Source organism: Streptomyces sp. NPDC045778, from assembly GCF_056431945.1.
Window position 1 is genome coordinate 44,718 of sequence record NZ_JBWKJZ010000013.1, and the last position, 23,750, is coordinate 68,467.

General features: G+C 75.1%; 14 protein-coding genes. 1 reads left to right on the top strand and 13 read right to left on the bottom strand.

Annotated elements, in window-relative coordinates; genetic code table 11:
- Positions 1-102 precede the first annotated feature (102 nt).
- The 9 genes from AC07GB_RS18415 to AC07GB_RS18455 all read right to left on the bottom strand — a co-directional run bounded on the left by AC07GB_RS18415 (position 103) and on the right by AC07GB_RS18455 (position 8,348).
- Positions 103-1,767, bottom strand: a complete 1,665-nt coding sequence (locus AC07GB_RS18415; RefSeq protein ID WP_478846594.1) for a class I adenylate-forming enzyme family protein — start codon at positions 1,765-1,767, stop codon at positions 103-105.
- Positions 1,764-2,192, bottom strand: a complete 429-nt coding sequence (locus AC07GB_RS18420) for a hotdog domain-containing protein (protein ID WP_478846596.1) — start codon at positions 2,190-2,192, stop codon at positions 1,764-1,766. The genes AC07GB_RS18415 and AC07GB_RS18420 overlap by 4 nt, the downstream gene beginning before the upstream one ends.
- 11 nt (positions 2,193-2,203) lie before the next feature.
- On the bottom strand, positions 2,204-2,611 hold the full coding sequence (acpS, locus tag AC07GB_RS18425; protein ID WP_478846598.1) for a holo-ACP synthase: 408 nt from the start codon (positions 2,609-2,611) through the stop codon (positions 2,204-2,206).
- Between the two features lie 3 nt (positions 2,612-2,614).
- Entirely contained in the window at positions 2,615-3,892 is a 1,278-nt protein-coding gene (locus AC07GB_RS18430) for a type III PLP-dependent enzyme (protein WP_478846599.1), read from the bottom strand.
- The gene (locus tag AC07GB_RS18435) at positions 3,889-4,764 is read right to left on the bottom strand and encodes a hypothetical protein (protein WP_478846601.1); all 876 of its coding nucleotides are present in this window, start codon (positions 4,762-4,764) and stop codon (positions 3,889-3,891) included. Before AC07GB_RS18435 ends, AC07GB_RS18430 begins: the two co-directional genes overlap by 4 nt.
- Entirely contained in the window at positions 4,761-5,036 is a 276-nt protein-coding gene (locus AC07GB_RS18440; protein WP_478846603.1) for an acyl carrier protein, read from the bottom strand. Before AC07GB_RS18440 ends, AC07GB_RS18435 begins: the two co-directional genes overlap by 4 nt.
- Positions 5,033-5,758, bottom strand: a complete 726-nt coding sequence (locus tag AC07GB_RS18445; RefSeq protein ID WP_478846605.1) for a 3-oxoacyl-[acyl-carrier-protein] synthase III C-terminal domain-containing protein — start codon at positions 5,756-5,758, stop codon at positions 5,033-5,035. Before AC07GB_RS18445 ends, AC07GB_RS18440 begins: the two co-directional genes overlap by 4 nt.
- Before the next feature lie 492 nt (positions 5,759-6,250).
- Positions 6,251-6,988: a thioesterase II family protein gene (locus tag AC07GB_RS18450; RefSeq protein WP_478846607.1), complete on the bottom strand. Its 738-nt coding sequence runs from the start codon at positions 6,986-6,988 to the stop codon at positions 6,251-6,253.
- A complete protein-coding gene (locus AC07GB_RS18455; protein WP_478846609.1) occupies positions 6,978-8,348 on the bottom strand; it encodes an MATE family efflux transporter in 1,371 nt (456 codons plus the stop codon). Before AC07GB_RS18455 ends, AC07GB_RS18450 begins: the two co-directional genes overlap by 11 nt.
- A 148-nt stretch (positions 8,349-8,496) precedes the next feature.
- On the opposite strand from AC07GB_RS18455, the gene fabD reads away from it, so the two are divergent.
- Positions 8,497-9,450, top strand: a complete 954-nt coding sequence (fabD, locus tag AC07GB_RS18460) for an ACP S-malonyltransferase (protein WP_478846611.1) — start codon at positions 8,497-8,499, stop codon at positions 9,448-9,450.
- 32 nt (positions 9,451-9,482) lie between these two features.
- Here fabD and AC07GB_RS18465 read toward each other — a convergent pair whose 3' ends face one another.
- The 4 genes from AC07GB_RS18465 to AC07GB_RS18480 are packed head-to-tail and all read right to left on the bottom strand — an operon-like array spanning position 9,483 to position 23,744.
- On the bottom strand, positions 9,483-10,514 hold the full coding sequence (locus AC07GB_RS18465; RefSeq protein ID WP_478846613.1) for a MupA/Atu3671 family FMN-dependent luciferase-like monooxygenase: 1,032 nt from the start codon (positions 10,512-10,514) through the stop codon (positions 9,483-9,485).
- The gene (locus AC07GB_RS18470) at positions 10,511-17,710 is read right to left on the bottom strand and encodes an amino acid adenylation domain-containing protein (protein ID WP_478846615.1); all 7,200 of its coding nucleotides are present in this window, start codon (positions 17,708-17,710) and stop codon (positions 10,511-10,513) included. Before AC07GB_RS18470 ends, AC07GB_RS18465 begins: the two co-directional genes overlap by 4 nt.
- On the bottom strand, positions 17,707-21,204 hold the full coding sequence (locus AC07GB_RS18475; protein ID WP_478846617.1) for a non-ribosomal peptide synthetase: 3,498 nt from the start codon (positions 21,202-21,204) through the stop codon (positions 17,707-17,709). The genes AC07GB_RS18470 and AC07GB_RS18475 overlap by 4 nt, the downstream gene beginning before the upstream one ends.
- Positions 21,201-23,744 (bottom strand): beta-ketoacyl synthase N-terminal-like domain-containing protein, encoded by a 2,544-nt coding sequence (locus AC07GB_RS18480; protein ID WP_478846619.1) that lies wholly within the window; start codon positions 23,742-23,744, stop codon positions 21,201-21,203. The genes AC07GB_RS18475 and AC07GB_RS18480 overlap by 4 nt, the downstream gene beginning before the upstream one ends.
- Positions 23,745-23,750: the final 6 nt, after the last annotated feature.

Below are 23,750 nucleotides of genomic sequence, written 5' to 3' on the forward strand. Positions count from 1 at the left end.
CACTGTGCCGTCGCGGGCGGGTGGGCGACAGGGGCCTCCCGCGGACTGATCCGGCCTTGGCAGGATGTGTCCGCGCGGCCCGCAAAGCGCCGCGGTACGCCCTCAGTCGCGGTCGGCCGGGTCCGTCCGGCGGCCGATCCGGTCGGCGAGGGCCCGGCGGTCGACCTTGCCGTTGGCGTTCAGGGGGAGGTCCGCGACCACGGTGCAGCGTGGCGGGATCTTCGCCGGTTCGATCTGCTTCCGCAGCAGGCCGATGACCTCGGGCGGCTCCAGGGCCGTGACCACGACGAGTTCGGCGGCGTGGCAGTCGGTGGGCGGCAGCACGGCGGCTCCCGTGACTCCTGGCACCCGCCGGGCGGCCGCCTCCACCTCCGTGGCGCTGACGCGGAACCCGCGCTGCTTGTAGACGTCGTCGCGGCGGCCGTCGAAGTACACGTAGCCGTCGGGGTCGGTCCAGCCGTAGTCGCCGGTGCGCAGTTCGGGGAAGAGGCCGTGGCGGCGGGGGAAGCGCCGGGCGGTGAGTTCGGGGCGGCGCCAGTACCCGGCCATGACGTTCGGGCCGCGCACGGCCAGCTCGCCGACGGAGCCCGGCGGCAGTTCGCCGCCGTCCTCGTCCAGGGCGACGACCTCGGTGCCGGGCAGGGGCAGGCCGCAGGAGCCCGGGCGTTCGAGGTCGCCGTCGGCGGGCATGATGGTGGCCCGCTTGCACTCGGTCAGGCCGAACATCAGGTGGATCCGTGCCGCGGGCAGGGTCGCGCGCAGCCGGGCCAGGGTGGCGGCGGACAGGGCCGCTCCGGTGTTGGTGAGCAGCCGCAGCGGTGGGCGCCGGCCGGAGGCGCGGCCGAGGAGCCAGGCGAGGTTGTCGCCGAGCGAGGGCACCAGGGGCAGCACCGTGGCCTCGCACTCCAGGAGCCGTTTCAGCAGGCCGGGACCGGAGTCGGCGGCGTCGCCGAGCCGGACGTGGGCGCCCGAGAGGACGCCGAGGAACACCTGGTAGAGGCCGTAGTCGAAGGAGAGCGGCAGGGGGCAGTACACGGTGTCGTCCGGCCGGTAGTGCAGGACGGACTGGATGGCGTCGAGCGCGAAGAGGGCCTGGGCGTGCGTGCTGACGACAGCCTTGGGCGCCGAGGTGGTGCCGGAGGTGTAGATGAGGCACAGGGCGTCGACGGCCAGCGGGCCGGTACGGCTGGGGGGCGAGGCGGGCGGCCCGGGCGGGCTGGGGGCCGGTGCGGCGAACCCGGTCGGGGCGGGGGCTGGTGCGGGGGCCGGCCCCGGCGCCGAGGTGGGGACCGGCCCGGGGGCCGACGCGGAGGCCAAGGCACGGGCTGGTGTGGGCAGGGGCGCCCCGTCCGGCCCCGGGCCCGCCGGCCCGCCGGTCTCCAGCGTCTCCGGCGCCACGGCGCCAAGGCCCCGTTCCCTGGCGGCGCCCAGCGCCGTGGGGTCGTCGGAGATCACCAGGGCGGGACGGCAGTCGTCCAGTACGTGGTCCAGGGGGACGCCCCGGACCTGTTCGTGGACGATGGAGAAGGCCGCGCCGAGCCGGGACGCGGCGAAGGCGAGGGCGGGTACGAGCACCCCGGTGGGCAGGGCGATGACCACGCGGTCGCCGCGCCGCAGCCCGGCGGCGTACAGAAGGTCGGCCAACTCCCGTGTCCAGGACGAGAGTTCGGCATGGGTCACGACGCACCGGCTGTCGGAGAGGGCGGGCTTCGCGGGCCAGGCGCGGGCCCCGGCGTCGACCAGGTCGTGCAGGAGCGTGGAGGTCACCGTGCGTCTCCCGTCGGCGCGGTCCGTGTGGACGCCACGGCGGCCCACGGCAGGACGAGGGTGGCCTCCGCCTGGCAGACCGCGACCGGCGGATCGAGGACCTCGGCGGTGGTGGGGCCCCGGTCGTAGCGGGCGGCGATCACCTTATGCGCCTCGAACTCGATGAGGCAGCGCAACCGGGAGCGGCGCTTCAGCCGGGCCGTCGCCTCGAGGTAGTCGCCCGGCCGCACGGGTGCGGTGAACCGCAGCGAGGAGTACTCGGCGAGGAGGCCCTCGTCGCCGCAGGAGCGGATGCCTATCTCGGTGGCCAGGTCACCGAAGACCCGCAGCACGCGCGCCCCGTCGATGAGGTCGCCGCCGTAGTGGGCGTCCGCCTGGCTCAGCCGGACGCGGATCCGGGCGGTGATGTCGGTGGGTGTGTGCACGGGGGTGTTCCTCACTCCGGGCGGGGGTGGGCGAGCGCGACGGCGACGGCGACGCCGTTCTTGTGGGAGATCGACACGGTGATCGCGCCGACGCGGGCCGCGTGGGCGGTGGCCGGGCCGATGAGCCGTACCTCGGGGCGGCCGTCGTCCCGGCGGTCGATCTCGATGTGCCGGGGTGCCAGACCCCGGCCGAAGCCGCGGCCGAGCGCCTTGGCCACGGCTTCCTTGGCGGCGAAGCGGGCGGCGAGGAACTCGCGCCTGCGGGCCTGGCCGAGGGTCCCGGCGAGGCCGAGTTCGCGGTCGCTGTAGGCGTAGCGGAGGAACCAGGGCCGGGTGGTGAGGCGGTCCAGTTCGTCCAGGCACAGGACGTCCACGCCGGGCCGGACCAGGAGTTCCGGCCCGGGTGCGCTCTGCGGCACGGCCTACGGCTCCACGAGCCGCTGCGGCGACAGCAGGTCGTCGGGGGTGTCGCGGCGGCGGACCAGATGGGCGCGCCCTTGGTGGACGAGCACTTCGGCCGGGTAGCCGTGGCTGAGGAAGCGACCGGGTGAAGCGCTGGGCCCGTAGGCGCCGGAGCGTCCGACGCCGAGGAGGTCGCCCGGCCGGACGGCGGGCAGCGCGACCTTCCTGCCCAGGACGTCGGTCGGGGTGCACAACGGCCCGGTGACGGTGTACTGGCCGGCCGCGGGCTCGCCCTGCCGGTCCAGGGAGGTGAGGGGGAAGTTGCGGCGCACGAAGCTGCCGACGCCGACGGCCGCCATATGGTGGTTGGTGCCGCCGTCGGTGACGGCGAACGCCTCCCCCATGGACTCCTTCACGTCGAGCACCCTGACCACGTAGGTGCCGGACGCGGCCGTGAGGTAGCGCCCGGCCTCCAGGATGTAGCGGCAGTCGGGGTGGTCGCGGGCGAAGTCGTCCACGGCGTCGTTGATGCCGTCGACGAGCCGCCCGATGTCGGGGTCCTTCTCGTTGTCGAAGTAGGCGACGCCGATGCCGCCGCCGAAGTCGACGGTGTACAGAGGGAGTTGGAGGTCTTCGGCGAGGTCTGCGGCCTCGGCGAGGATGCCCTTGGTGTTCTGCGTGACGTCCTCGGGGTCGAGGAAGCGCGTGCCCACGTAGGCGTGGATGCCCTCGACGCGCAGGTGCCGCAGGGCGCTCAGCTCGGCGCGTGAGCCGCGCAGCAGCTCGGCGTCGATGCCGAACTGGCGCGGCCGGCCCCCCATGGCCAGGCCCGAACCGGGCGAGGGGAACGAGGGGTTGATCCTGAGCATCACGGGCAGCGGGCCGCTCATGGCGGTCCGGGCGGCGATGCCGTCGAGGAGGCGCAGCTCGCCGAGGGACTCGCAGACCACGGCGCGGATGCCGGCGCGGACGCACGCCGCCAGTTCGCGCGGTTTCTTCCCCGGCCCGAGGAAGATGATGTCCTCGGGGGCGAACCCGGCGCGCAGCGCGGTGATCAGCTCGGTCTCCGAGGAGACCTCCGCCCCGGCGCCCAGCGCCCGGAGGCAGGCGCTGACGCTGACGTTCGGGTTGGCCTTGAGCGAGTAGTAGATGTCCACCGAGGGACTCAGCCCGTCCCGGAGCCTGCTGTAGTCGGCTCGTACGGTGTCCGCGTCGTACACGAAGAACGGCGTGCCGAACTCCTCCGCGAGGGCGGACACCGGCAGTCCCTGGATGCGCACGTGGGGGTCGGTCGTCATGCGTGGGCCTCGCTTCCGCTGGGACAGGGCACCGCGGACGGGCGGGGCGCGCCGCCGAGCGCCAGGAGGTGGCTGCGCTCCGGCGAGAGCGCGTCGGTCTCGCAGAGCACGATCCGGTCGTACGTCGCCGACCACGCGCGGTGGTGTTCGGCGAGTTCGCGCCATACGCCGACGCCGTAGGCGGCCCGTGCGACCCGGTGCACGGCGGCTCCGGCGGGCGCCCGTACGGACGGGGCGACGTGCGGCCCCAGGACGATCAGGGGGTGGTGGGCGCCGTCGGCGGCCCGGGCGAGGGCGGCGGTGACGGGGCCGGGGTCGGGGTCCCGCACCTCGGTGACGCGGGTGACGTCCGGGCCTTCGCCCGCGCCCAGGACGAGGAGCGCCGCCGCGTCGGCCGGGGTGGCCGCGGCCAGGCGCTCGTCGCGTGTGGCGTGGGTGCTCTGTTCGGCGATCATGACGACCGTCGTGCGGGCCCGGCCCGCGCGGTGTCCGGCGGCGGCGATCCGCAGCGCGGTGAAGGGCGCCGCGCTGCCCTGCTCGGTGACCGCGAAGCGGCGGCCGGTGCCGCCCAGGCGCTCCTGGAGGTGGGGCGAGACCGGTGTGAAGGGATGGAGGTCGGGGAGGGTGGTGGCGACGACGATCAGGTCGGCGCCGCGGGCCGCCGCGGCGACCTGGTCGTCGGCGAGCAGCCGCTCGGCCAGGTCCAGATGGCTGACCCCGGCGCCGGAGCGCAGCTGCGCCTCGTCGACGTGGGCGCCGTAGGGGCGGTGCAGGTCCTGGAGGTAGAGCAGCTCCAGCGGGCCCCACTGCCAGCCGCTGCCCCGCTCGGCGGTCACCGCGGCCGCCGCGCGCAGGGCCGGCCGGGCGGTCAAGGACGCACCTCGTGGCCCTGCTGCGCGGCGATCTCGCGGAGCACGAACGCGGCGAAGGTGCCCACGGTCCTGAAGTCGTCCATGTCGAGGGCCTCGGGGTCGACGAGGAGGCCGAACGTGTCCTCCATGGCAATGAGGAGTTCCAGGCTGGTGGTGGAGTCGAGGTGCAGGTCCTCGAAGAGGCGGGTGTCGTCGGTGAGGCCGGTCACCGGTTGGTGCAGGGCCTCGGACACACCGGCCTCGATGGCGGTGACGACGGTGCTGTGATTCATGGCTTACTGCCTTCGGATGGTCGGTCGTCCGCCTCGGCGAGCGGCCGCGGCGGGCGGGTGAGAACGGTGGCGGCGTAGCTGCCCCCCACTCCGACCGCCGCCATCAGGTAGTTCCCTCCGGGCCGCAGCCGGTCACCGTCGTCGAGCGTCTTGTAGTTGATGAGGGGGTCGGCCGAGAAGCAGTGGCTGTAGCGGGGGATGTTCTCCAGGAACACCTGGTCGGTGGGGATGCCGAGCGCCTTCGCGGCCTGGCGCCAGAACGTCCTGTTCACGTTGTGCGGGAGCACGAGGTCGATGTCGTCAAGGACGAGCCCCGCGTCGGCGACCGCGCGCCGCATGGTGGCGACGAGGTGACGCACCCCGGCCTCGCCGGCCTGCTCCCCCTCGCCCGCCGGCCGGGGGTCGCTGTGCACCGCGTGGGAGCGGATCACATCGCCGGAGCCGCCCAGGGTGAGCAGGCAGGCGGCCGCGCCGTCGGCGAGCAACTGGCCGAGTCCGTAGTCCAGTTGGATCAGCGGGGTGAACACGCGCTCCCCGGAGATGATCAGCGCGCTGTCACCCTCGGCCCCCTCGGCGCGCAGCAGGTCCGCGGCGAGGTCCAGGGCGACCAGCGCCTGGGCGCAGTTGTGGTGGACCACGGCGAACGCGTCAGCGTGCGCGAGGCCGAGGGCGTCGGCCAGGAGCCGGGCGGTGTCGGTGCCAACCGGTGCCACCTGGGGCACGGCGTGCGCGTAGAGGACGTGGCGGACGCGCTCGGGCCCGCCCGCGGCGGCCAGGGCGGTGCGGGCGGCGGGCAGGAGCAGGTCGAGCAGGGCGAGGCCGGGGTCCAGGCGCATCCGGTCCAGGCCGTGGATGCGGCGGAAGACGCGGAGCTGGGCGGCGGACAGGCCGTGGTCGTCCAGGACGTCGTCGACGGTGACTTCCCTGTCCGGGAAGTACGCGTCGACGGCCGACAAGGTGACCGGTGGGGCCGGGGGGCTCATCCGGCACCGCCGAAGTGGTGGTGCCGAAGCCGAGGCGCGCGTTCTGTCACGGTGTCTCCCCTGTTCGTGCGTACGGCCCTCGGCAGACGGTCCGGTGCGCCGTGCGGCGCCGCGGCTTGCTTTCCGGGGCTCGTCCACTGTGCCCCGTCCCCCACCGTTGGAAAAGATCTTTTCTGTGGCCAGAACCGGACTTGGCATATTGAGGCCCTGAGCGGCGCCCGGGCGTCTCCTTCACCCCAGCTGCCGGACAATGCGGGCGACGATTTCCCGCTCTTCGGGCACCAGATAGAAATGGCCACCAGGAAATGTGTGCACCCCCGACCATCGCTCTGTGCAGTCGCGCCAGGCGTCCAGCTCCGCCGCGGAGCAGACCGGGTCGTCCGCGCCGCCGAAGGCGGATATCGGGGTCCGCAGACGTTCCGGCCCCGGCACCCGGTAGCGGTTCAGGAGGTGGTGGTCGGCGAGGAGCGGCGACAGCAGCACGCCACGCAGATCCGGGTCGTCGTACGCCGCGCGGCCGGGCCCGCCGAGTGCGCGTACGGACGCGATGATCTCGGCGTCGGTGAGACCGGGCACGTTCAGGTGCTGGATCACGTGCTGGGCGCCGCGGCCCGACACGAAGAGGCGGAGCGGCCGGGCCCCGCCACGGCGCTCCAGGAGCCGGGCCGCCTCGTGGGCCACGGCGGCGCCCATGCTGTGCCCGAACAGCGCGAAGGGCAGGCCGAGTTCGGGCGCCAGGGCGTCGAGGGCCGCCTCGGCCAGCTCCTCCACGGTCTCGGCGCACGGCTCGTGGAGCCGGTCCTGGCGGCCCGGATACTGCACGGCGAGCAGCTCGACGTGATCGGGGAGCCGGGCGCGCCAGCCGTGGAAGAGGCTCGCGGTGCCGCCGGCATGGGCGAAGCACACCAGGCGGACGGACGGGGCGCGCCCGGTGTACCTGCGGAACCAGGGGTCGCGCTCAGCTCGCATCGAAGGCCGCCCGCGCGCTGTGCCGGTGGAAGAAGAAGGCCTGCCCGGCAAGGAGCAGCAGGTTGGCGCAGGCCAGCGCTGTCCAGAGCGCGGTGAGGCCGCCGCCGTACGCCGTGATGAGCAGGACCGCGAGGACGAGCGCGCCGTAGCCGGCGGCGAAGACGGCGAGGCTGGGCATCGTCCGCTTCAGACCGATGAGGCCGAACCCGCAGACCGCCTGGAGCGCGTCGGCCGCCACCACGAGCACGACCAGCGGGAGGAGCGCCACCACGCGGTCGCGCAGGGCCGCGTCGTCGGTGTAGACGGACACCACCGGGTCGCGCAGCACGAGGAGCGCCGTGGCCAGGACGGCCATCGCGCCGAGCGCCACGCCCGCGCCCGCGAGCAGCACCCGGCGGATCCGGCGGGTCTCCCCGGCCCGTACGTGGTCGGTCATGAGCGGCACGGTGGCCTGCCCGATCGCGACGGCCGCGGTGAACGTGAGGTTGACCAGGGAGATCGCGACACTGTGCACGGCTGCGCTGCGGGTGCCCGCGCGGGCCGCGGCGAACGCGATGACGCCGAGCACGGCGAACTTGATGAGCACGGTGGCGGCCAGCGGCACGCCCACCCGGGCGATCCGCAGGATCTCGCGGGGGTGCGGGCGGCCGAAGGCGAGCGGGCCGCCGCCGAGGCCCTGCGAGGTGCGCAGCGCGCGGTGGGCCCAGGAGGCGCTGATGGTGCTGGACGCCAGCATGGCCAGGCCCGCGCCGGGCAGGCCGAGTCCCGTGAAGCCGCCGGCCCCGCCCACCAGGAGCAGGGAGAGGACGACAGCGGCGGCGGTGCCCGCGAGTCCGGCCCGCATGACCTGCTTGCCCCGGCCGAGGCCCACCAGGGTGGAGGTGGACGCGGACCCGAGCGAGGTCATGACGAGGCTGAGCGCGAGCAGGGCGGGGAAGACGCCCAGGTGGTCCAGGGTGCTCGCGGGCACGCCTGCGGCCCGGCCGATCAGCGGGACCGCGGCGACCGCCGCCGCTCCGGTCAGGCCGACGCACAGGCCCAGCCACTTCGCGTGCCGGACCATCGACAGGAGTTCGCCGGGGCTGTCCTTGTGGGCGGCGACGAACGGCATGACGCCGCGCATGGCGCCGGAGACGGCCGCGGCGGCGGGCCCGTACACGGCCATGGTGACGGCGAAGGCCGCGAGCGAGACGGTGCCGTGCCGGCCGAGCACGGCGGTGTCCACCAGGGCCCCGGCGGACGCGGCCACCATCGTCACGTAGAGCGGGAGCGCGACCGAGGCGATCTTCCACGCCTCTCCCCCGGTGAGCCGCGCGAAGCCGGACGCATTACTTCGGCTTGCGGCTTTCATCTCGGTCATCAATACACCATTCTCAGACCTTGTCGATTTCGCGGAGAAAATCGGGAGCGGCGTCGGACAGCTGAAATTCAAGGGTGTTTACAACAGATCGAATTCCGGTACTGTTGCGGCACCGATCAACCCTTTTCGAGCAAGAATTGAGGGGCATATGAGCAGGCACGCCTTCGTTTTCCCGGGACAGGGTTCCCAGACCTCCAAAATGGGCGCGGACCTCGCCCGCCTTGAGGACTCCGCGGCCCGCTCCTACTTCCGGGAGGCCGATGACGTCCTCGGATTCCCGCTGAGCCGCCTGTGCTTCGAGGGCACCGCGGACGAGCTGCTCGACACGGCGGTGACCCAGCCCGCGGTGTTCGTCACGAGCCTGGCCTTCGGCGCGGCACTGCGTGAGCGCGGCCTGACCGCCGACGTGGTGGCCGGCCACAGCCTCGGCGAGTACACCGCCCTGGTGTGGGCCGGGGTGCTCGACTGGAAGAGCGCCCTGCGCCTGGTACGCACCCGCGGGGAGTTGATGGCCGGGGTCAACACGCGTACCCCGGGCGGCATGGCGGCGGTCCTGGGCCTGCCGTCCGCCCGGGTGGCGGAGCTGTGCGCGCGGACCGCCCGCGAGAGCGGGGAGCCGGTGGAGATGGCCAACTACAACTCGGCCCGGCAGACGGTGGTTTCGGGCAGCGGGCCCGGCCTCGCGGAGTTCGCGCGGCGGGCGGCGGAGGCGGGCGCGGAGCGGGTGGTGCCGCTGCGCACCGGTGCCCCCTTCCACTGCTCGCTGATGGCGGACATCGAGGACGAGTTCGGCGCCCACCTCGACGCGGTGGACTTCGGCGAGCCCCGGCTGCCGGTGATCTCCAACGTCACGGCGCAGTACGTCGACTCGGGCGCGCAGGCCCGCCAGCTGCTGCGGCGCCAGCTCGCCGCCCCGGTGCGCTGGCAGCAGACGGTGGAGCTGCTCGCGGCCGAGGAGGTGAGTGCCCTCGTGGAGGTCGGACCGGGCCGGGTCCTGACCAACCTCAACCGGGTGACCGCCCCGGCGATCCCGGCGGCGGCGGTCGGGACGGTCGGGCAGCTCACCAAGGCGGTGGACCGCTTCGCCCCCGCGGTGGCCTGAGGAGCGGGGTGCGGCGGCCCCGGGGCACACGCTCACAGGTCGGCGCACCTCTCCCGCAGCCGGTCCAGGTGCACCAGGGACGCGAGGACCTCGTCCGTGCCCACCCCGAAGTCGATCAGGCAGGCGATCTCGTCCACGCCGAGGTCGGCGAGCGCGGAGACCAGCGGCACACAGCTGTCGACGGACCCGATGAGGCAGCGGCTCGCGGCGTACTCGGCGTAGCGGTGCGCGAGGAGTTCCTCGACGGCCTCCTCGGACACCGACCCCTCGGCCAGCTGCGCCGCGTTGAGTCCGAACAGCGTCATCGAGGAGCGCATGTACGCGGTCATCGGCCTCCGGGCCGCGGCGAGCGCGGAGTCCCGGTCGGCCCCGACGTACGTGTGCAGCATGACGGCGACCCGCTCCTCGTCCGGGCCGTGCCCGGCGTCGACCAGCGCGTCCCCGTAGCGCACCAGGTTGTCCTCCAGGGTCTGCCGGTCCTGTCCGAGCAGATGGGTCAGGACGCCGTGCCCCTGCTCCCCCGCCCAGGCGAAGGTGTCGCCGGAGCCGGCCGCGGTGATCCAGGTGGGGAGCGCGCCGCGCGCGGGGCGGGGGTGGGTGCGCACCTCGTGCCGGGTGCCGTCGGGCGCCTTGCGCGACACCGGGCGCCCCGCCCACAGCTCCCGTACCTCGCGCAGGCCGTCCCGGAGCGCGGCCCTGCGCTCGGCGAAGGCGTCCGGGGCCAGGGTGAAGTCGTGCGGGTTCCAGCCGGAGGCGACGGCGAGTCCGGCCCGCCCGCCCGAGAGCCGGTCCACGACCGCCCACTCCTCGGCGACCCGCAGCGGGTCGTGCAGGGGCAGCACCACGCTGCCCGCCCGTACGTCGATGCGGCGGGTCACGGCCGCGACGGCGGCGCCGGTGACCGCCGGGTTGGGGAAGGGCGCCCCGAAGTCGTGGAAGTGCCGCTCCGGCGTCCACACCGCGGTGAACCCGGCACGGTCGGCGAACCGCGCCGCTTCGAGCAGCAGCCGGTACTGCTCGCCCGCGTCCGAGCCATTGGCGAAGAAGAACAGGCTGAACTTCATATCCGCTCCATGATTTCCGCGTGCCAGGAGTCCGCGGGGGCCGCCTGCGCGCCTTGGGGCGCATCGTCGCCCGGGGCGAACACCAGCGCGTACAAAGCCTTCTGATAAAGGGTCAGCAGCCGGGCGTCCTGCCCCTCCAGGGCGCTGTGCGCGAAGGTGAGGGACGCCCGGAACGAGGTGGGGGTGTCCACGACCGAGAAGCGCACCCGCCGACCGGGGGTGAGCGGGTCGGGAGCGACGCCGCGCATGCGGCCCGTGCCGAGCAGCGGCCGGTCCCCTTCGTCGCGGGCGTAGTTGAAGACGACGGGCAGGTCGGTGAACGGCCGCAGGGCCGGGTCGGCCGCGGCGAGGTCGGCGTACGGGACGGTCCGCAGCTCCCGGATCCGGTCGAACACCTCGCGCACGGCGGCCAGCGCGGAGCGTGCCGACTGCCCTTCGGGGAGCCGCAGCGGCACCGGGACCACGTTGGCGAAGGCGCCGACCGACCGGTCCAGGTCGGGGTGGCAGCGCCCGTCGAGGGGCACCGCCGGGCAGACGTCGGCGCGGCCCTGGGCCCACGCCATGGCCGTGGCGAACGCCGTCAGGTGCAGCGTGAAGGGCGTCACCCGCAGCTCCGCGGCGAGGGAGCGCAGCACCTCGTGCAGCCGGCGGCCCGGCTCCCAGGTGCGCCGGCCGGCGAGCGCGCCGATGTCGGGGCGCGCCGGTCCGCTGCCGCCGGTGCCGGACGTGAGGAGGTCGCGCCACCGGGCGCCCGCCGCCACCGCCCTTTCCGCGCCGAGGAGTTGGTCGCGCCAGGTCAGGTACCGCAGGAAGCCGTCGTCGGCAGCAGGGGCGTCCTGGCCGCCGGGCTCCGCCGCGCAGGCGTCGGCGACGGCCCGGCACAGGGTGAGCAGCCCTCGCCCGTCGAGCACCGTCAGATGGACCGTCACCGCGAGGAGCGGGCCGGCCAGGGTCAGCCGGAGCAGCGGTTCGCGGGCGGGGTCGATCGGGCGGCCCTGGGCCAGTGCGTGGAGTGCGGCCGCCGCGTCGGGCACGTCGGGCTTCTGATCAAGTGGTGGTACGACGTCCACGGGTGCCGCGGCGCCGGGCGTGCCGGGCACGATCCGTCCGCCGCCGGGGAAGGTCAGGCGCAGCGCGGGGTGGCGCGCCAGGACCGTGCGGGCCGCCGCCCGTACCCGCTCGGGGTCCAGGGGGCTGACGGTGTCGAAGACGAACGTCTTCTGGAGCGTCGCGGACGCCGCCGCCAGCGGGCGCAGGCCCGGCGGCAGTGCGGCGGGCGGCCCCGGCCTGGTGAGGTCCTCCTCGGGCCCCGGGGCGTCCGCGTCCGCCGCGGGGCCGCGTTCCGTGAGCGCCCTGGCGAGGGCAGCGGCGCTCCCGTGCCGGTACAGCTCGTCGATGCCGGGGCGGACGCCGGTTGCTTCGTGGAGGGCGTGGATCAGCCGGGTCGCCAGGAGCGAGTGGCCGCCCGCGTCGAAGAAGTCGGTGTCCGCGTCCAGCTCCGGGGCGCCCAGGACCTGGCGGAAGGCGGTGAGGACCGCCCCGGTGACCGGGTCGTGGCCCACGGGGGCCACGGGCGGCGCGGTAGGGGTGCCGGGGGCGGGCAGCCGGGCCGGGTCCACCTTGCCGTTGCCGTTGACCGGCATGCGCTCGACGAGGGTGAACGACGAGGGCACCAGGGCCGCGGGCAGTTCCTCGCGCAGCCGTCGGCGCAGCCGCTCGACGAGGTCCCGGGCCCCGGGCGCGGCGACGAGGTAGGCGTCCAGGCGCCGGTCGCCGTCCGGGCCCCGGGCCACCAGGGCGACGTCCCGTACGTCGGGCTCCCGGCGGATGGCGACCTCCACCTCACCGGGCTCCACCCGATGGCCGCGGATCTTGAGCTGCTGGTCGGCGCGGCCCTTGAACTCGACGAGGCCCGCGCGGGTGAGGCGTACGCGGTCGCCGCTGCGGTAGCCGCGCGGGGCGCCGGTGCCGGTGCCGGTATCAGTGCCAGTACCGGCGCCCGTATCAGTGCCGGTGCCGGTGAATCGTTCGGCGGTCAGCTCGGGGCGGCCCAGGTAACCGGTGGCCACGCAGACGCCGCTGATCAGCAGTTCCCCCACCGAGCCCAGGGGCACGGTCCGGCCCGTGCGGTCCTGGATGTCGAGGACCACGTTGGGCAGAGGTGTGCCGATCGGGGCGTGCCGGGGCCAGTCCCGAGGCGCTCCGGTGAAGCGGTAGGACGTCACGACGTGGGTCTCGGCGGGCCCGTAGTTGTTGATCAGCCGGCAGCCGTCGAGGCGCTCGAAGAAGGCGACGAGGCTCTCGCTGATCCTCAACTGCTCGCCGGTGGAGGCGATCTCGCGGAGCGAGGCGAAAGCCCCGGGATCTTCCGCGTGGCGCGCGGCGAGCGCGTGGAGCAGCGAGACCGGCAGGATGGCCTTCTCGATCCGGTGGGCCCGCGTGAACTCCGCGAACAGGTCGTGGTCGTGCTTGGTCCGCTCGTCGGCGACGAAGAGCGCGCCGCCGGAGCACAGGGCGGCGAACGTCTCGTGGAAGGCCGCGTCGAAGCCGAAGGACGCCAGCTGGAGCCAGCGCAGACCGCTGGCGTACCCGGCGGTCTCCCAGTGGATGAGATTGGTGAGCGCCCGGTGCGGGAAGTGGATGCCCTTCGGGTGGCCGGTGGTGCCGCTCGTGTACGTGACGTACGCGCCGACCTCGGGGCCGGCGGCGTCGCCGGGCACCGGACCGTCCGGCCCCTCGGCGGCCAGCACGGCGAGGCCGGGCAGCGGGACCGCCCGCGCGCCGGGCGCGAACTCCGCGTCGGCCACGTCGGCGCACAGGACGAACCGCGGGGCGCAGTCCTCCGCGAGGGCCGCGAGCCGCCGCTGGGGCAGCGCCGGGTCGAACGGCACCGGGGTCGCACCGGCCCGCAACACCCCGAGCAGCGCGGCCACCAGGGGCACGCCGCGGGGCATCGCGAGGCCGACGCTCTCGCCGCTGGTGACGCCCAGGCCGGTCAGCCGGGCCGCGACAGCCGCCGAGGCCCGGCCGAGTTCGCCGTAGGTCAGGGCGCTGTGGCCGTCCCGCACGGCGAGTCGGCCCGGAGCCTCGGCCGCGCGCCGGGCGAACACCGCGTGGACGGGTTCCTCAGGGACGGCGACGACGGGCCCGGTGAGGAGGGCGGCGACGCGCGCGGCGGTGGCGGGCGGCTCGGGGACGCGGGTCAGGGGCGCCTCGGGTGTGCGGGTCAACTGGTCGAGCGCGTACGAGAAGAGTTCCTGCCAGCCCTGGACCGTGGCACGGTCGAAGCGCCCGGTGTCGTACACGAAGCGTCCGGCGAGGAGCCCGGCGCGGTCGAACCACCAGTCCAGGGAGAGTTCGTACGGGCTCGTACGGCGCTCGAAGGGGACAGGCACCGCGCGCAGGCCCGCGGGGGGTTCGACGACGCTGGCCTCGGGGCTCAGCATGTTGAAGAGCACGTCGAACAGCGGGGTGCCGGCGGTGCCCAGCTTCTCCGTCAGGACCTCGTACGGCAGGTCCTGGTGGTCGAGGGCGGCGGTGACCCGCCGGGCGAGCGGGCCGAGCAGTTCGGTGAGGGAGCGCTCGGGGTCGACGGCGAGCCGCAGCGGCAGGGTGTTGACGAAGTTGCCGATCAGGTCCTGGGTGTGCGGGCGGTGGCGCCCGGACACGGGGACGCCCACCAGGAAGTCGTCCCGTCCCGCGACCCGGGCGACGACGGTGGCGAAGCAGGCGAGGACGACGGTGAACGGGGTGGTGCCGGTGCGCGCCGCGAGCCGGGTGACCCGGGTGGAGACCTCGGCGGTCAAGGTGAACTCCACCTTGTCACCGCGGTGGCCGGCCCGGGCCGTGCGCGGCCGGTCCCCCGGCAGTTCGACGCGCTCCGGCAGGTCGTTCAGCTCCTCGTGCCAAAAGTCGAGCTGGCGCGCGGCCTCTGCGGAGTCGAGCCACTGGGTCTCCGCCCGCAGCTGGGCGGAGAACAGTCCGTCGAGGGGGCGCTGCTGCTCGGCGGCGGTGCCGGTGCGGCGCGCGTAGGCGGCGTACAGGTCGCGCAGCAGCACCCCGGTGGAGGCGGCGTCCGCCAGGATGTGGTGCAGCACGACGACCAGGACATGCCGCTCGGGTGCCGTCCGCAGCAGCGCGGCACGGAACAGCGGAGCCCGGTCCACGGGCAGGGTGGCGTCGAGCAGGTCCGTGATCCGGTCCCGCAGCGCGGCGCCGTCGGCCACCTCGGTGACCGCGAGCCCGGTGGGGACCTCGGCCGCGACCTCCTGGGCAGCACCCTCGGCACTGACGCGGAAGGACACCCGCAGGCTCTCGTGCCGCGCGACCACGTCGCGCCAGGCGGCGTCGAGCGCCCGGGTGTCGAGGGGGCCGCGCAGATCCGCGAGGACGGGCACGTTGTAGGACTCGGCGGCGCCCTTGATGCCGCTGAGGTACAAGAACCGTTCCTGGAGGGGGGTGACGGGCAGCGCTCCAGCGGCGGCGCGCGGCGACGCGGCCCGCGCCCCCTGCCCCGTGGCCTCCCCCGCGGCCTCCCCGGCGAGCCGGGCGAGGGTCGCGGGGGACGGGGCGCGCAGGAACGAGCCGACGGGCACGGCCAGGCCCCAGCGGGCCCGCGCCTCGGCGACGACGCGGGTGGCGAGGAGGGAGTCGCCGCCCAGGTCGTACAGGCTGTCCTCGGCCGCTACGTCCGCGACGCCGAGGGCCTCGGCGACGATCCGCCGGGCGGCGCAGGCCAGGTCCCGCGGCGGCTCCTCGTCCGGCGGGGCCGCCACGGGCAGGGCCGGGGACGCGGGTCGCAGCCAGTGGCGGCGGCGCTCGAAGGGGTAGCCGGGCAGGTCCACGACGGGGCCGGGGCCCACGGGGGTGACCCGGTCGGCGCGCACGCCGAGGCCGAGCACCCAGGCCTGTCCGAGTGCGGCCGCCAGGCCCTCCGCCGGGGGCAGGCCGGGGAAGGCGACGGGTGCGGCGTCGGCGAAGGCGGGCGGGAGCCAGTCCTCGGGAAGGGGACCCGGCAGGACGGCCACGGCGGCGGTCACCTTCGGCGGCAGCCGGCGCCGCCCGGGGACGGCCGGGGTGCCGGCGGCGGCTGCCGCGAGGTCGGGGCTCGTACCACGCGCGCACCACTCCGAGCCGTCCGCGTCGTACCAGGGAATCAGGGCGGGGCGGCAGGCCTCGCGCAGCTCCTGCCCGGACACGGTTCCTGCGGCCAACTGAGCGAGCATTCGCGGTAGTTCGGGCTCCGGCAGGCAGCCGGCCAGCGCGGCGGCGGCGAGCCAAGTGCGTGGCTCGGCGACGACGGCCGCCGGGGTGACCCCCTGGTCGGTCCACACGGCGGCGCAGGCGAGTGCCACGACGGTGTCGGTGACCAGCGCGGGCGCGTCCTCCAGGAGGCCGTCGAGGGCGTGCTCGACGCTCCGCCCGGCGCTCGCGGCCCAGGGGGCGGCGAGGCGACGGGCCCTCTCGCGGAAGGCGGGCCGCTCGGCGAGCAGCGCCTGGAGGGCGGCCCGTTCCAGGGGCGGGCGGCCCGGTGCGTAGCGGAGCACGAAGGCGGGTGGACGCCCGTCCCGCTCCCCGGGCCCGCCGGACAGCGTGACGGGCTCGCCCGAGGCGCGCCACAGCAGGGCGCGCCGCCGGGGGTGCCCGCTCCGGGACCGCGTCAACGTGCGGGCCAGGTCCGGCAGTTCAGCGGCGCCGGTGGCCTCTGCGTGTTGCCGGACCAGGGCTTCGAGGTCATCCAGGGAGGCGAGGGAGCGGGCCGAGAAGGGCAGCAGCGTCGCGCCCGGCGCGTCCGCCCCGGGGCTCTGTGGTGGGGCGGCCGGGGGCTCCTCGACCAGGACGTGCACATTGGTGCCGCCCACCCCGAAGGAGCTGACCCCCGCGAGCAGCGGCCCGCCGGGGGCCGTCCACGGCCTGGCCGAGCGGTCCACGCGGAACGGCGAGGAGGCGAAGTCGATGTGCGGGTTCAGCTCTCCGCCGCCCGGCGTCGCGGGCAGGGTGCGGTGCTTGAGCGCGAGGACGACCTTGATGAGGCCCGCGATGCCGGAGGCCGAGTCGAGGTGCCCGACGTTGGCCTTCGCCGAGCCGATGGAGCAGTAGCCCGTCGCGCCGGTGCTCTGCCGGAACGCCGCGGTCAGCGCGGCCACTTCGATGGGGTCGCCCAGCGGGGTGCCGGTGCCGTGCGCCTCGACGTAGGAGACCCGGTCGGCGGTGATGCCCGCCAGGCGGTGCGTGGAGGCGATGACCGCCTCCTGGCCGCGGGCGCTCGGCGCGGTGTAACTGCTCTTGGCGGCGCCGTCGTTGTTCATGTCGCTGGCGCGGACGACGGCCAGGACGCGGTCGCCGTCGGCGAGCGCGTCCTCCAGGCGGCGCAGGACGACGAGTCCTGCCCCGTTGGCGAAGACGGTGCCGTTGGCGTCGGCGGAGAAGGGGCGGCAGCTGCCGTCGGGCGCGGCGATGCCTCCCGCCACGTGGAGGTGGCCCACGTCCTGGGGCCGGATGGCCGAGCCGCCGGCCAGGGCCACGTCCGTGTCGTAGGCGAGCAGGGCGCGGCACGCCTGGTGGACGGCGGCCAGGCTGGAGGAGCAGGCGCAGTCCACGGCGATGCTCGGGCCGGTGAGGCCGAGCCGGTGGGACAGGGTCGTCGCGGTGAAGCCGCGGTCGTTGCCCATCAGGACGCGGTGCCAGCCGAGCCGCTGGATCACCTCGGGGTGGCCGAGGACGTTGCGCAGCAGGTAGTCGGAGTGGTTCATGCCGAGGTACACGCCGACGCCGCCGGGCGGGTCCGCCGGGTCGAGCCCGGCGTCCTCCAGGGCGTGCACGGCGGTCTCCAGGAGGAACCGCTGCTGCGGGTCGGTGGCGGCGGCCTCGGCGGGGGTGAGGCCGAAGAACTCGGCGTCGAACAGCGCCTGGTCGGCGAACGGCTTGCGGAACGGCACGTACGCGGGGTCGTCGATGACCTCGGCGGCCCGGCCCGCCCGGAGCATCTCCTCGCGGGAGACCCGCTCCAGCGGGGAGCGCCCCTCGCGCAGGAGGTCCCAGTAGGCGGCGCTGGAGTCGGCGCCGGGGAACCGGCAGGCCGTGCCGATGACGGCGACGAGGCCCAGGTCGTCGGCCGGGTCACCATCAGGCTCGGTGCCGTCAGGCTGGTCACCGTACGGCTGCTCGTCGTACGGCACGGGGATCTCGCCGCTCATGGCTGCTTGTGCTCCGATCGTTCGCGCCGCTTGCGGGCCACCTGCTGTCGGCGCCGCGCCTGGGCGGCGCGACGGTCCTCGGTCGCGGGGTCCGGTCCCGCGGGCGGCGTGGCCGGGTCCGCGGAGCCGGTGAGGTGGGCGGCGTAGCCACGCGCGGTGGGATGGCGGAAGAGGTCGACGATCACGGCGTCGGGCCGTATCTCCTCGCGTACGTCCTGGAGCAGCCGGGCCATCAGGATGGAGGTGCCGCCGGCCTGGAAGAAGTCGTCGTCCGGGCCCACCGCGTCGTTCCCGAGCACCGTGCGCCACACCGCGAGCAGCCGCCGCTCCAGGTCCGTCGTCACCGGTACGGGCTCCGCCGCGGGCTCGGCGAACCGCACGGGGGCGAGGGCGCGCCGGTCCGTCTTGCCGCCGGGCGTCGTGGGCAGCGCGGCGAGCGTCACGAAGGCGGCGGGCAGCATCTGCTCCGGCAGCAGGGCGGCGAGGGCGGCGCGCAGCTCCGTGTCGTCCGGGGCCGCCCGCCCGGCCCGGGGCACGTAGTGCGCCACGAAGACGTCGCGGTCGCCCCGGCGCTGCACGGTCACCGCCGAGGCGGCCACCGCGTCCAGGGAGTCGACGGCGTGCTCGACCTCCTGGAGTTCGATGCGGTAGCCGTTGACCTTCACCTGGTGGTCGACGCGCCCGGCCAGTTCGAGCGCCCCGCCGGGAAGCAGTCGGGCGATGTCCCCGGTGCGGTAGACGCGGCTTTCTGCGCCGGCTTCCGGCAGCGTCACGAAGCGTTCGCGGGTGAGGTCGGGCCGCCCCGCGTAGCCGCGCGTGACCCCGGCGCCGCCGATGAGCAGTTCGCCGTACATGCCGAGGGGCACCGGCCGCAGCGCGGCGTCGACGACGTGTACGGAGGTGTTGGCCAGGGGCCGCCCCACCAGGACACGGTCCGGTTCCGCCGGGACTTCCCAGCACGTCGACCAGACCGTGGTCTCCGTGGGCCCGTACATGTTCAGGACGCGCGGGACGCCCAGCGCCTTGAGGCGGGCCGCGAGCGCCGGGTCGAGGGCCTCGCCGCCGACGAGCAGCAGCTCCAGGGCGCCGAGGCCCCGTTCGGCGTCGGGCAGGCGCAGCACCTCGCGTACGAACGTGGGGGTGGCCTGGAGCGCGGTGACGCCGTGGCGCAGGATCAGCTCCGGTGCGCCGGCCGGTTCCCGCCCCGCCCCGGTGGCGGGCAGCAGGCGCAGGGTCTCCGCGGTCTCCGCGAGGACGACGTGGACACCGCGGGTGAGCGTCCACAGGAGTTCGACCACCGCGATGTCGAAGGTGAGGTCGGTGACGGAGAGCCACACCGTGTCGCCGTCCACCGGGACCGCCTCGTCGAGCGCGGCGACCAGGTTCGTCAGGTTGGCGTGGGTGACTTCGACGCCCTTGGGGTGGCCCGTGGAGCCGGAGGTGAAGATCGTGTACGCGGTGTCCTGGGCGGTCGCCGTCCCGGGCGTGCCGGGACCGGCCCCGGTGAACAGTTCGGCGGCGCGCAGCCGCCGCCCGGAGAAGCAGGGCACGCGGTCCTCGTGGGGCGCGCCGAGCACGAGGGCCGAGCAGTCGGCGGCGGCGAGCATGGCGTCGGTGCGCGCGGGGGGCAGGGCGCCGCTCAGGGGGACGTAGGAGAGTCCGGCCTGAAGGACGCCGAGCACCACCGCGACCAGGTCGGGGGTGCGGGGCAGGAGCAGTCCGACGCGCTCGCCGGGCCGCAGGCCCGCCGCGCGCAGGGACGCGGCGACGGCGCCGGCGCGGCGGGCGAGTTCGCCCCGGGAGACGGTCACGTCCCGGAAGGTGAGGGCGGGGGCGTCGGGGGCGGCCGCGAGCCGACGGCGCACCAGGGCGTCGATCGTGGCGTCGGGCACGGGGAGCCGGCGTTCCGCGTTCCCTCGCGCCACGTCGCGGGCGCCGTCCGGGTCGGGCAGGGCGAGGCGGCCGAGCGGGGTGTCGAGGGACTCGGCGAACAGCTCGACGACGTCCTCGAACCAGGTGGTGAAGCGCCGGGCGTCGGCCTCGTCGAGCAGGGTCCTGTTGTAGATCATGATCCCGGCGAACCCGTCGTCCACCGCGCGGAGCTTGAACATCACGTCGTACTGGGCCGAGTAGATGGGCGGCACCACGGTCGTGGTCTCGACGCCCGCCAGGTCCAGTTCGACCGCCGGATAGCTCTGGAGGATGAAGATGGACTGGAAGAGCGGCGCGTGGGACAGCGTCCGCTCCGGGGCCACCGCCTGCACCACCTGGTCGAAGGGCAGGTCCTGGTGGGCGAAGGCGTCGAAAGCGGCCTGCCGGGTGCGGGCGAGGAACTCCCGCACGGTCAGGTCCGGTTCGACGCGGCTGCGCAGGGTGATCGAGTTGAAGAAGAGCCCGAAGGTGTTCTCCAGGACCGGGTAGGGCCGGTTGGCCAGCGGGCTGCCGACCGCCACGTCGGTCTGCCGGGTCATGCGGGACAGCAGGAAGGAGTACGCCGCCATGAGGGTGCTGTAGAGCGTGGCGCCGGTCTCCTCGCACAGGGCCCGCACCCGGGCGAGCGTCCGGGGCCCGTAGTGGAAGTCGAAACCCTCGCCCCGGTAGCTCTGCACGGCGTCGCGCCGCCGCCCCGGGACCAGGTCGAGCGCGGGCGGCAGGCCGGCCAGCGTCGTGCGCCAGAACGCGCGCTGTTCCTCGGCGAGTTCGCTGCCGAGCCAGCCGCGCTCCCAGACCGCGTAGTCCGCGTACTGGACGGGCAGCTCGGGCAGCCGGGGGGCGCGTCCCTCGCGGCGGGCGGCGTACAGCTCGGAGATCTCGCGCTTGAGCAGGTTCGCTGACCAGCCGTCGGACATGACGTGGTGCTGGGTGACCACGAAGGTCCACCGCTCGGGTCCCGTGCGGATCAGGTCGAAGCGGGCCAGCGGCGCCCTCGACAGGTCGAAGCGCGTGGTGACCAGCGAGAACACCAGCCGGTCCAGCGCGTCGCCGCCGGTCGCCTCGTGGGTGGTGAAGGCCGCGCCGCAGTCCGCGTCGATGCGCTGTTCCAGGCCCCCGTCCCCGGTCTCGGCCAGGGACGTGCGGAGCACCTCATGGCGCCGTACGACGTCCTCGACGGCCCCGCGCAGCGCCGCCACGTCCACGGGTCCGCGCAGCTCGCTGACGAAGTACATGTTGTAGACGGGCAGGTCGGTGCCGGTCTGCTCGATGAGCCACAGCCGGTGCTGCGCGTAGGAGGCGGGGATCGGCCGGGTGCGGTCGACCCGCTCCATGCGGACGCCGCGGCGGGCCTCCTCCTGCTCGTGTGCGCGCAGGAACCGCAGCACCTCCTCCCGGTGCGCGCGGATGGTGGCGGCCAGTTCGGGGGTGAGCACCCCTTCGGGCGCGGACACGGCGAGCTTGTCGTCCTTGCGCCGGATGCGCACGCCGCGCCCGGCGAGGTCTTCCAGGAAGCGGGTCACGTTCAGGGGGGCGGCGGAGCCGGGGGTGGCCGTGTTCACAGTTCGACCGTCCCGACCGTGTCGTCGCCCGCCGGTGCCAGCGAGGTGAAGAGCCGTTCCGCCGCGAGGCGCTCGGCCACCAGGCCCGCCATGCCCTCCAGTGTCTCGGCCTCCAGGAGGTCGCCCAGGGAGATCCGGACCTCCAGGCGTTCCCAGATCCTGGCCATGACCTGGGAGGCGAGCAGCGAGTGCCCGCCGAGCAGGAAGAAGCTGTCGTCGGGACGTACGTCGTCGACGCCGAGGACTTCCCGCCAGATGGCGGCGAGGTGTTCCTGCGGCTCGCGGCGGGCGTCCGCCGCCGTGGGCCGCGCGGGGGCAGACACGGCGACCTCCGGGGCGGGTGGCGCCTCGGCGGGCCAGTGGCGGGTCTCCTCGAAGGGGTAGGGCGGAAGCGGGGCCACGCGCCCCTCGCCGGACCCCTCGACGAGGTGCCAGGGCACGTCCGTACCCCGCTCCCAGCAGTGGGCGACCAGCGCGAGCCACCGGTCCCAGGCGCCGAGCGCGGCGAACAGGTCCGGTCCTTCGCAGGGCGCCGCGGGCGGCTCGGCGCCCATCACCGCGCCGCGCGTCATGTCCAGGAGGCGGTCCACCGCGGGAAGCCCGCCCGGGGCCACGCGGACACCGGCGCCCGCCAGCCTGACCTCGCGCGCGGCGGGAGCCCAGGCGGCCGCCCTCAACTCCGTTTCCAGCGCGTCCAGGTGGCGTTCGCACGCGCTCAGGTCGGCGCCGGGGAGCGCGGCGGCCACCGTCCGGTCGTGCCGGTCCGCGCAGCGCAGCGCCACCTCGGGAGCGAGCACGCCCGCCGCGGCGAGCGCGAGGTACTCCCCCGCGCCCGCGCCCGCCAGGACCGGGACGCCGGCCAGGGCACCGAGCGCCCACAGCGCGGCGCGCGGCACCTCGGCACCGTCCTCGCCGGGCCTTCCAAGCTCCGCCCGCAGCCCCGGGAGGAACTCGGGCAACCGGGGATCCAGACCGTGCGGGGCGAGGTTGCGGGGGTCGAGGCCGAGGACGACAGGCCCGGCCGCGACCGGTGCGGCGGGCTCCCTCAGCGCGGCCGCGAACCCGGCCGCCGAGGAGGCGAGCCACGCCCGGCGCAGCGGGCGGGCGGTGCGCCGGTGTTGGAGGGTGTGGGCGACGTCGGCCGCCGTGAGCCCGGCGACCCGCTCGGCGAGCAGCCCGCGCCAGCGCTCGAAGGAGCGGGGGCTGTGGGCCGAGACGGGGAAGATCCGGGCGGGGCCCGCCTCCGCGGACCGCGCGGCGGCGGGTGCGGCCGGTGGTTCCTCCAGGACGACGTGGGCGTTGGTGCCGCCGATGCCGAGCGCGGTGACGGCGGCCCGCCGGGGGCCGTCGGCCTGTGGCCAGGGCTCGGCGCACTTGTTGACGCGAAGTCCCGTGCCGTGCAGGCGTATGCGCGGGTTCAGCTCCTCGTGGCCGGCGGTCGGCGGGACCGTACCCTCGCGGACGGCAAGGACGGCCTTGATGAACCCGGCCATGCCGGCCGCGCTGTCCAGGTGGCCGACGGACGACTTCACGGCACCGATCACGCAGTCCGTCGTCACCCCGAGCCGCTCCCTGGCCTCCAGGAGCGCGGCGATCTCCACCGGGTCGCCGAGCGGCGTGCCGGTGCCGTGCGCCTCGACGTAGGCGATGCTGCCGGGGTCGACCCCGGCGTCGGCGAGCGCGGCCAGGACGACGTCGCGCTGTCCCCGGACGCTGGGGGCGGCGAAGCTCTGCCGGTCCGCGCCGTCGTTGTTCAGGGCCGAACCCCGTACGACCGCGTGCACGGTGTCCCCGTCGCGCAGGGCCGCGTCGAGGCGCTTCAGGACGACCACGCCGACGCCGCTGCCGGGCACGGTGCCCGAGGCCCGGCCGTCGAAGGGGTACAGGGCCCCGTCCGGCGAGGCCACGCCGCCCGGCCGGGCGAGGTAGCCGTGGTGGTCGGGCAGGCGCAGGTTCACGGCGCCCGCGAGGGCGAGGTCGCAGTCCCCGGCGAGCAGGCTCCGCCGGGCCAGGTGGACCGCGGTGAGCGAGGTCGAGCACAGGCTGCTCACGAAGACGCTCGGGCCGCGCAGGTCGAGGTGGTAGGAGACGCGCAGGGGCAGGGTGGCCGGGCTGTCGGGCAGCACCAGGCCGTCCTGGTCGAGGAGTTGGGCGTACGTGTTCTCCCCGCTGCCGCAGAAGACGCCGACGCGCCTGCCGTCGGCGCCGGTCCACCCGGCGTGTTCGAGGGCGTGCACGGCCTCCTGGAGGAACAGCCGCTGCTGGGGGTCGGTCGCGGTGGCTTCGGCGGGGGAGAGCCCGAAGTACTCCGCGTCGAAGAGGTCGAAGTCCTCGATCCGGCCGGACACCGGCACGTACTCCGGCCGCCGGCGCAGCGACTCGGGCACTCCGGCCGCCGCAAGGTCCGGCTCGGTCGCGGGGGTGAGCGCGCCGGCGCTGTCCAGGAGACCGGCCCAGTACCGGTCCAGGTCGGGGGCCCCGGGGAAGCGACAGCTCATCCCGACGACCGCGACGGCCTGCCCGTCCTCAGCAGCAATCATGTTCAT

Bases quoted from the DNA above. Each gene is read 5' to 3' on its own strand.
- fabD (WP_478846611.1), top strand. From the start codon at position 8,497: ATGAGCAGGCACGCCTTCGTTTTCCCGGGACAGGGTTCCCAGACCTCC.
- AC07GB_RS18450 (WP_478846607.1), bottom strand. From the start codon at position 6,988: ATGCGAGCTGAGCGCGACCCCTGGTTCCGCAGGTACACCGGGCGCGCC.
- AC07GB_RS18470 (WP_478846615.1), bottom strand. From the start codon at position 17,710: ATGAGCGGCGAGATCCCCGTGCCGTACGACGAGCAGCCGTACGGTGAC.
- AC07GB_RS18430 (WP_478846599.1), bottom strand. From the start codon at position 3,892: ATGACGACCGACCCCCACGTGCGCATCCAGGGACTGCCGGTGTCCGCC.
- AC07GB_RS18455 (WP_478846609.1), bottom strand. From the start codon at position 8,348: ATGACCGAGATGAAAGCCGCAAGCCGAAGTAATGCGTCCGGCTTCGCG.
- AC07GB_RS18465 (WP_478846613.1), bottom strand. From the start codon at position 10,514: ATGAAGTTCAGCCTGTTCTTCTTCGCCAATGGCTCGGACGCGGGCGAG.
- AC07GB_RS18440 (WP_478846603.1), bottom strand. From the start codon at position 5,036: ATGAATCACAGCACCGTCGTCACCGCCATCGAGGCCGGTGTGTCCGAG.
- AC07GB_RS18480 (WP_478846619.1), bottom strand. From the start codon at position 23,744: ATGATTGCTGCTGAGGACGGGCAGGCCGTCGCGGTCGTCGGGATGAGC.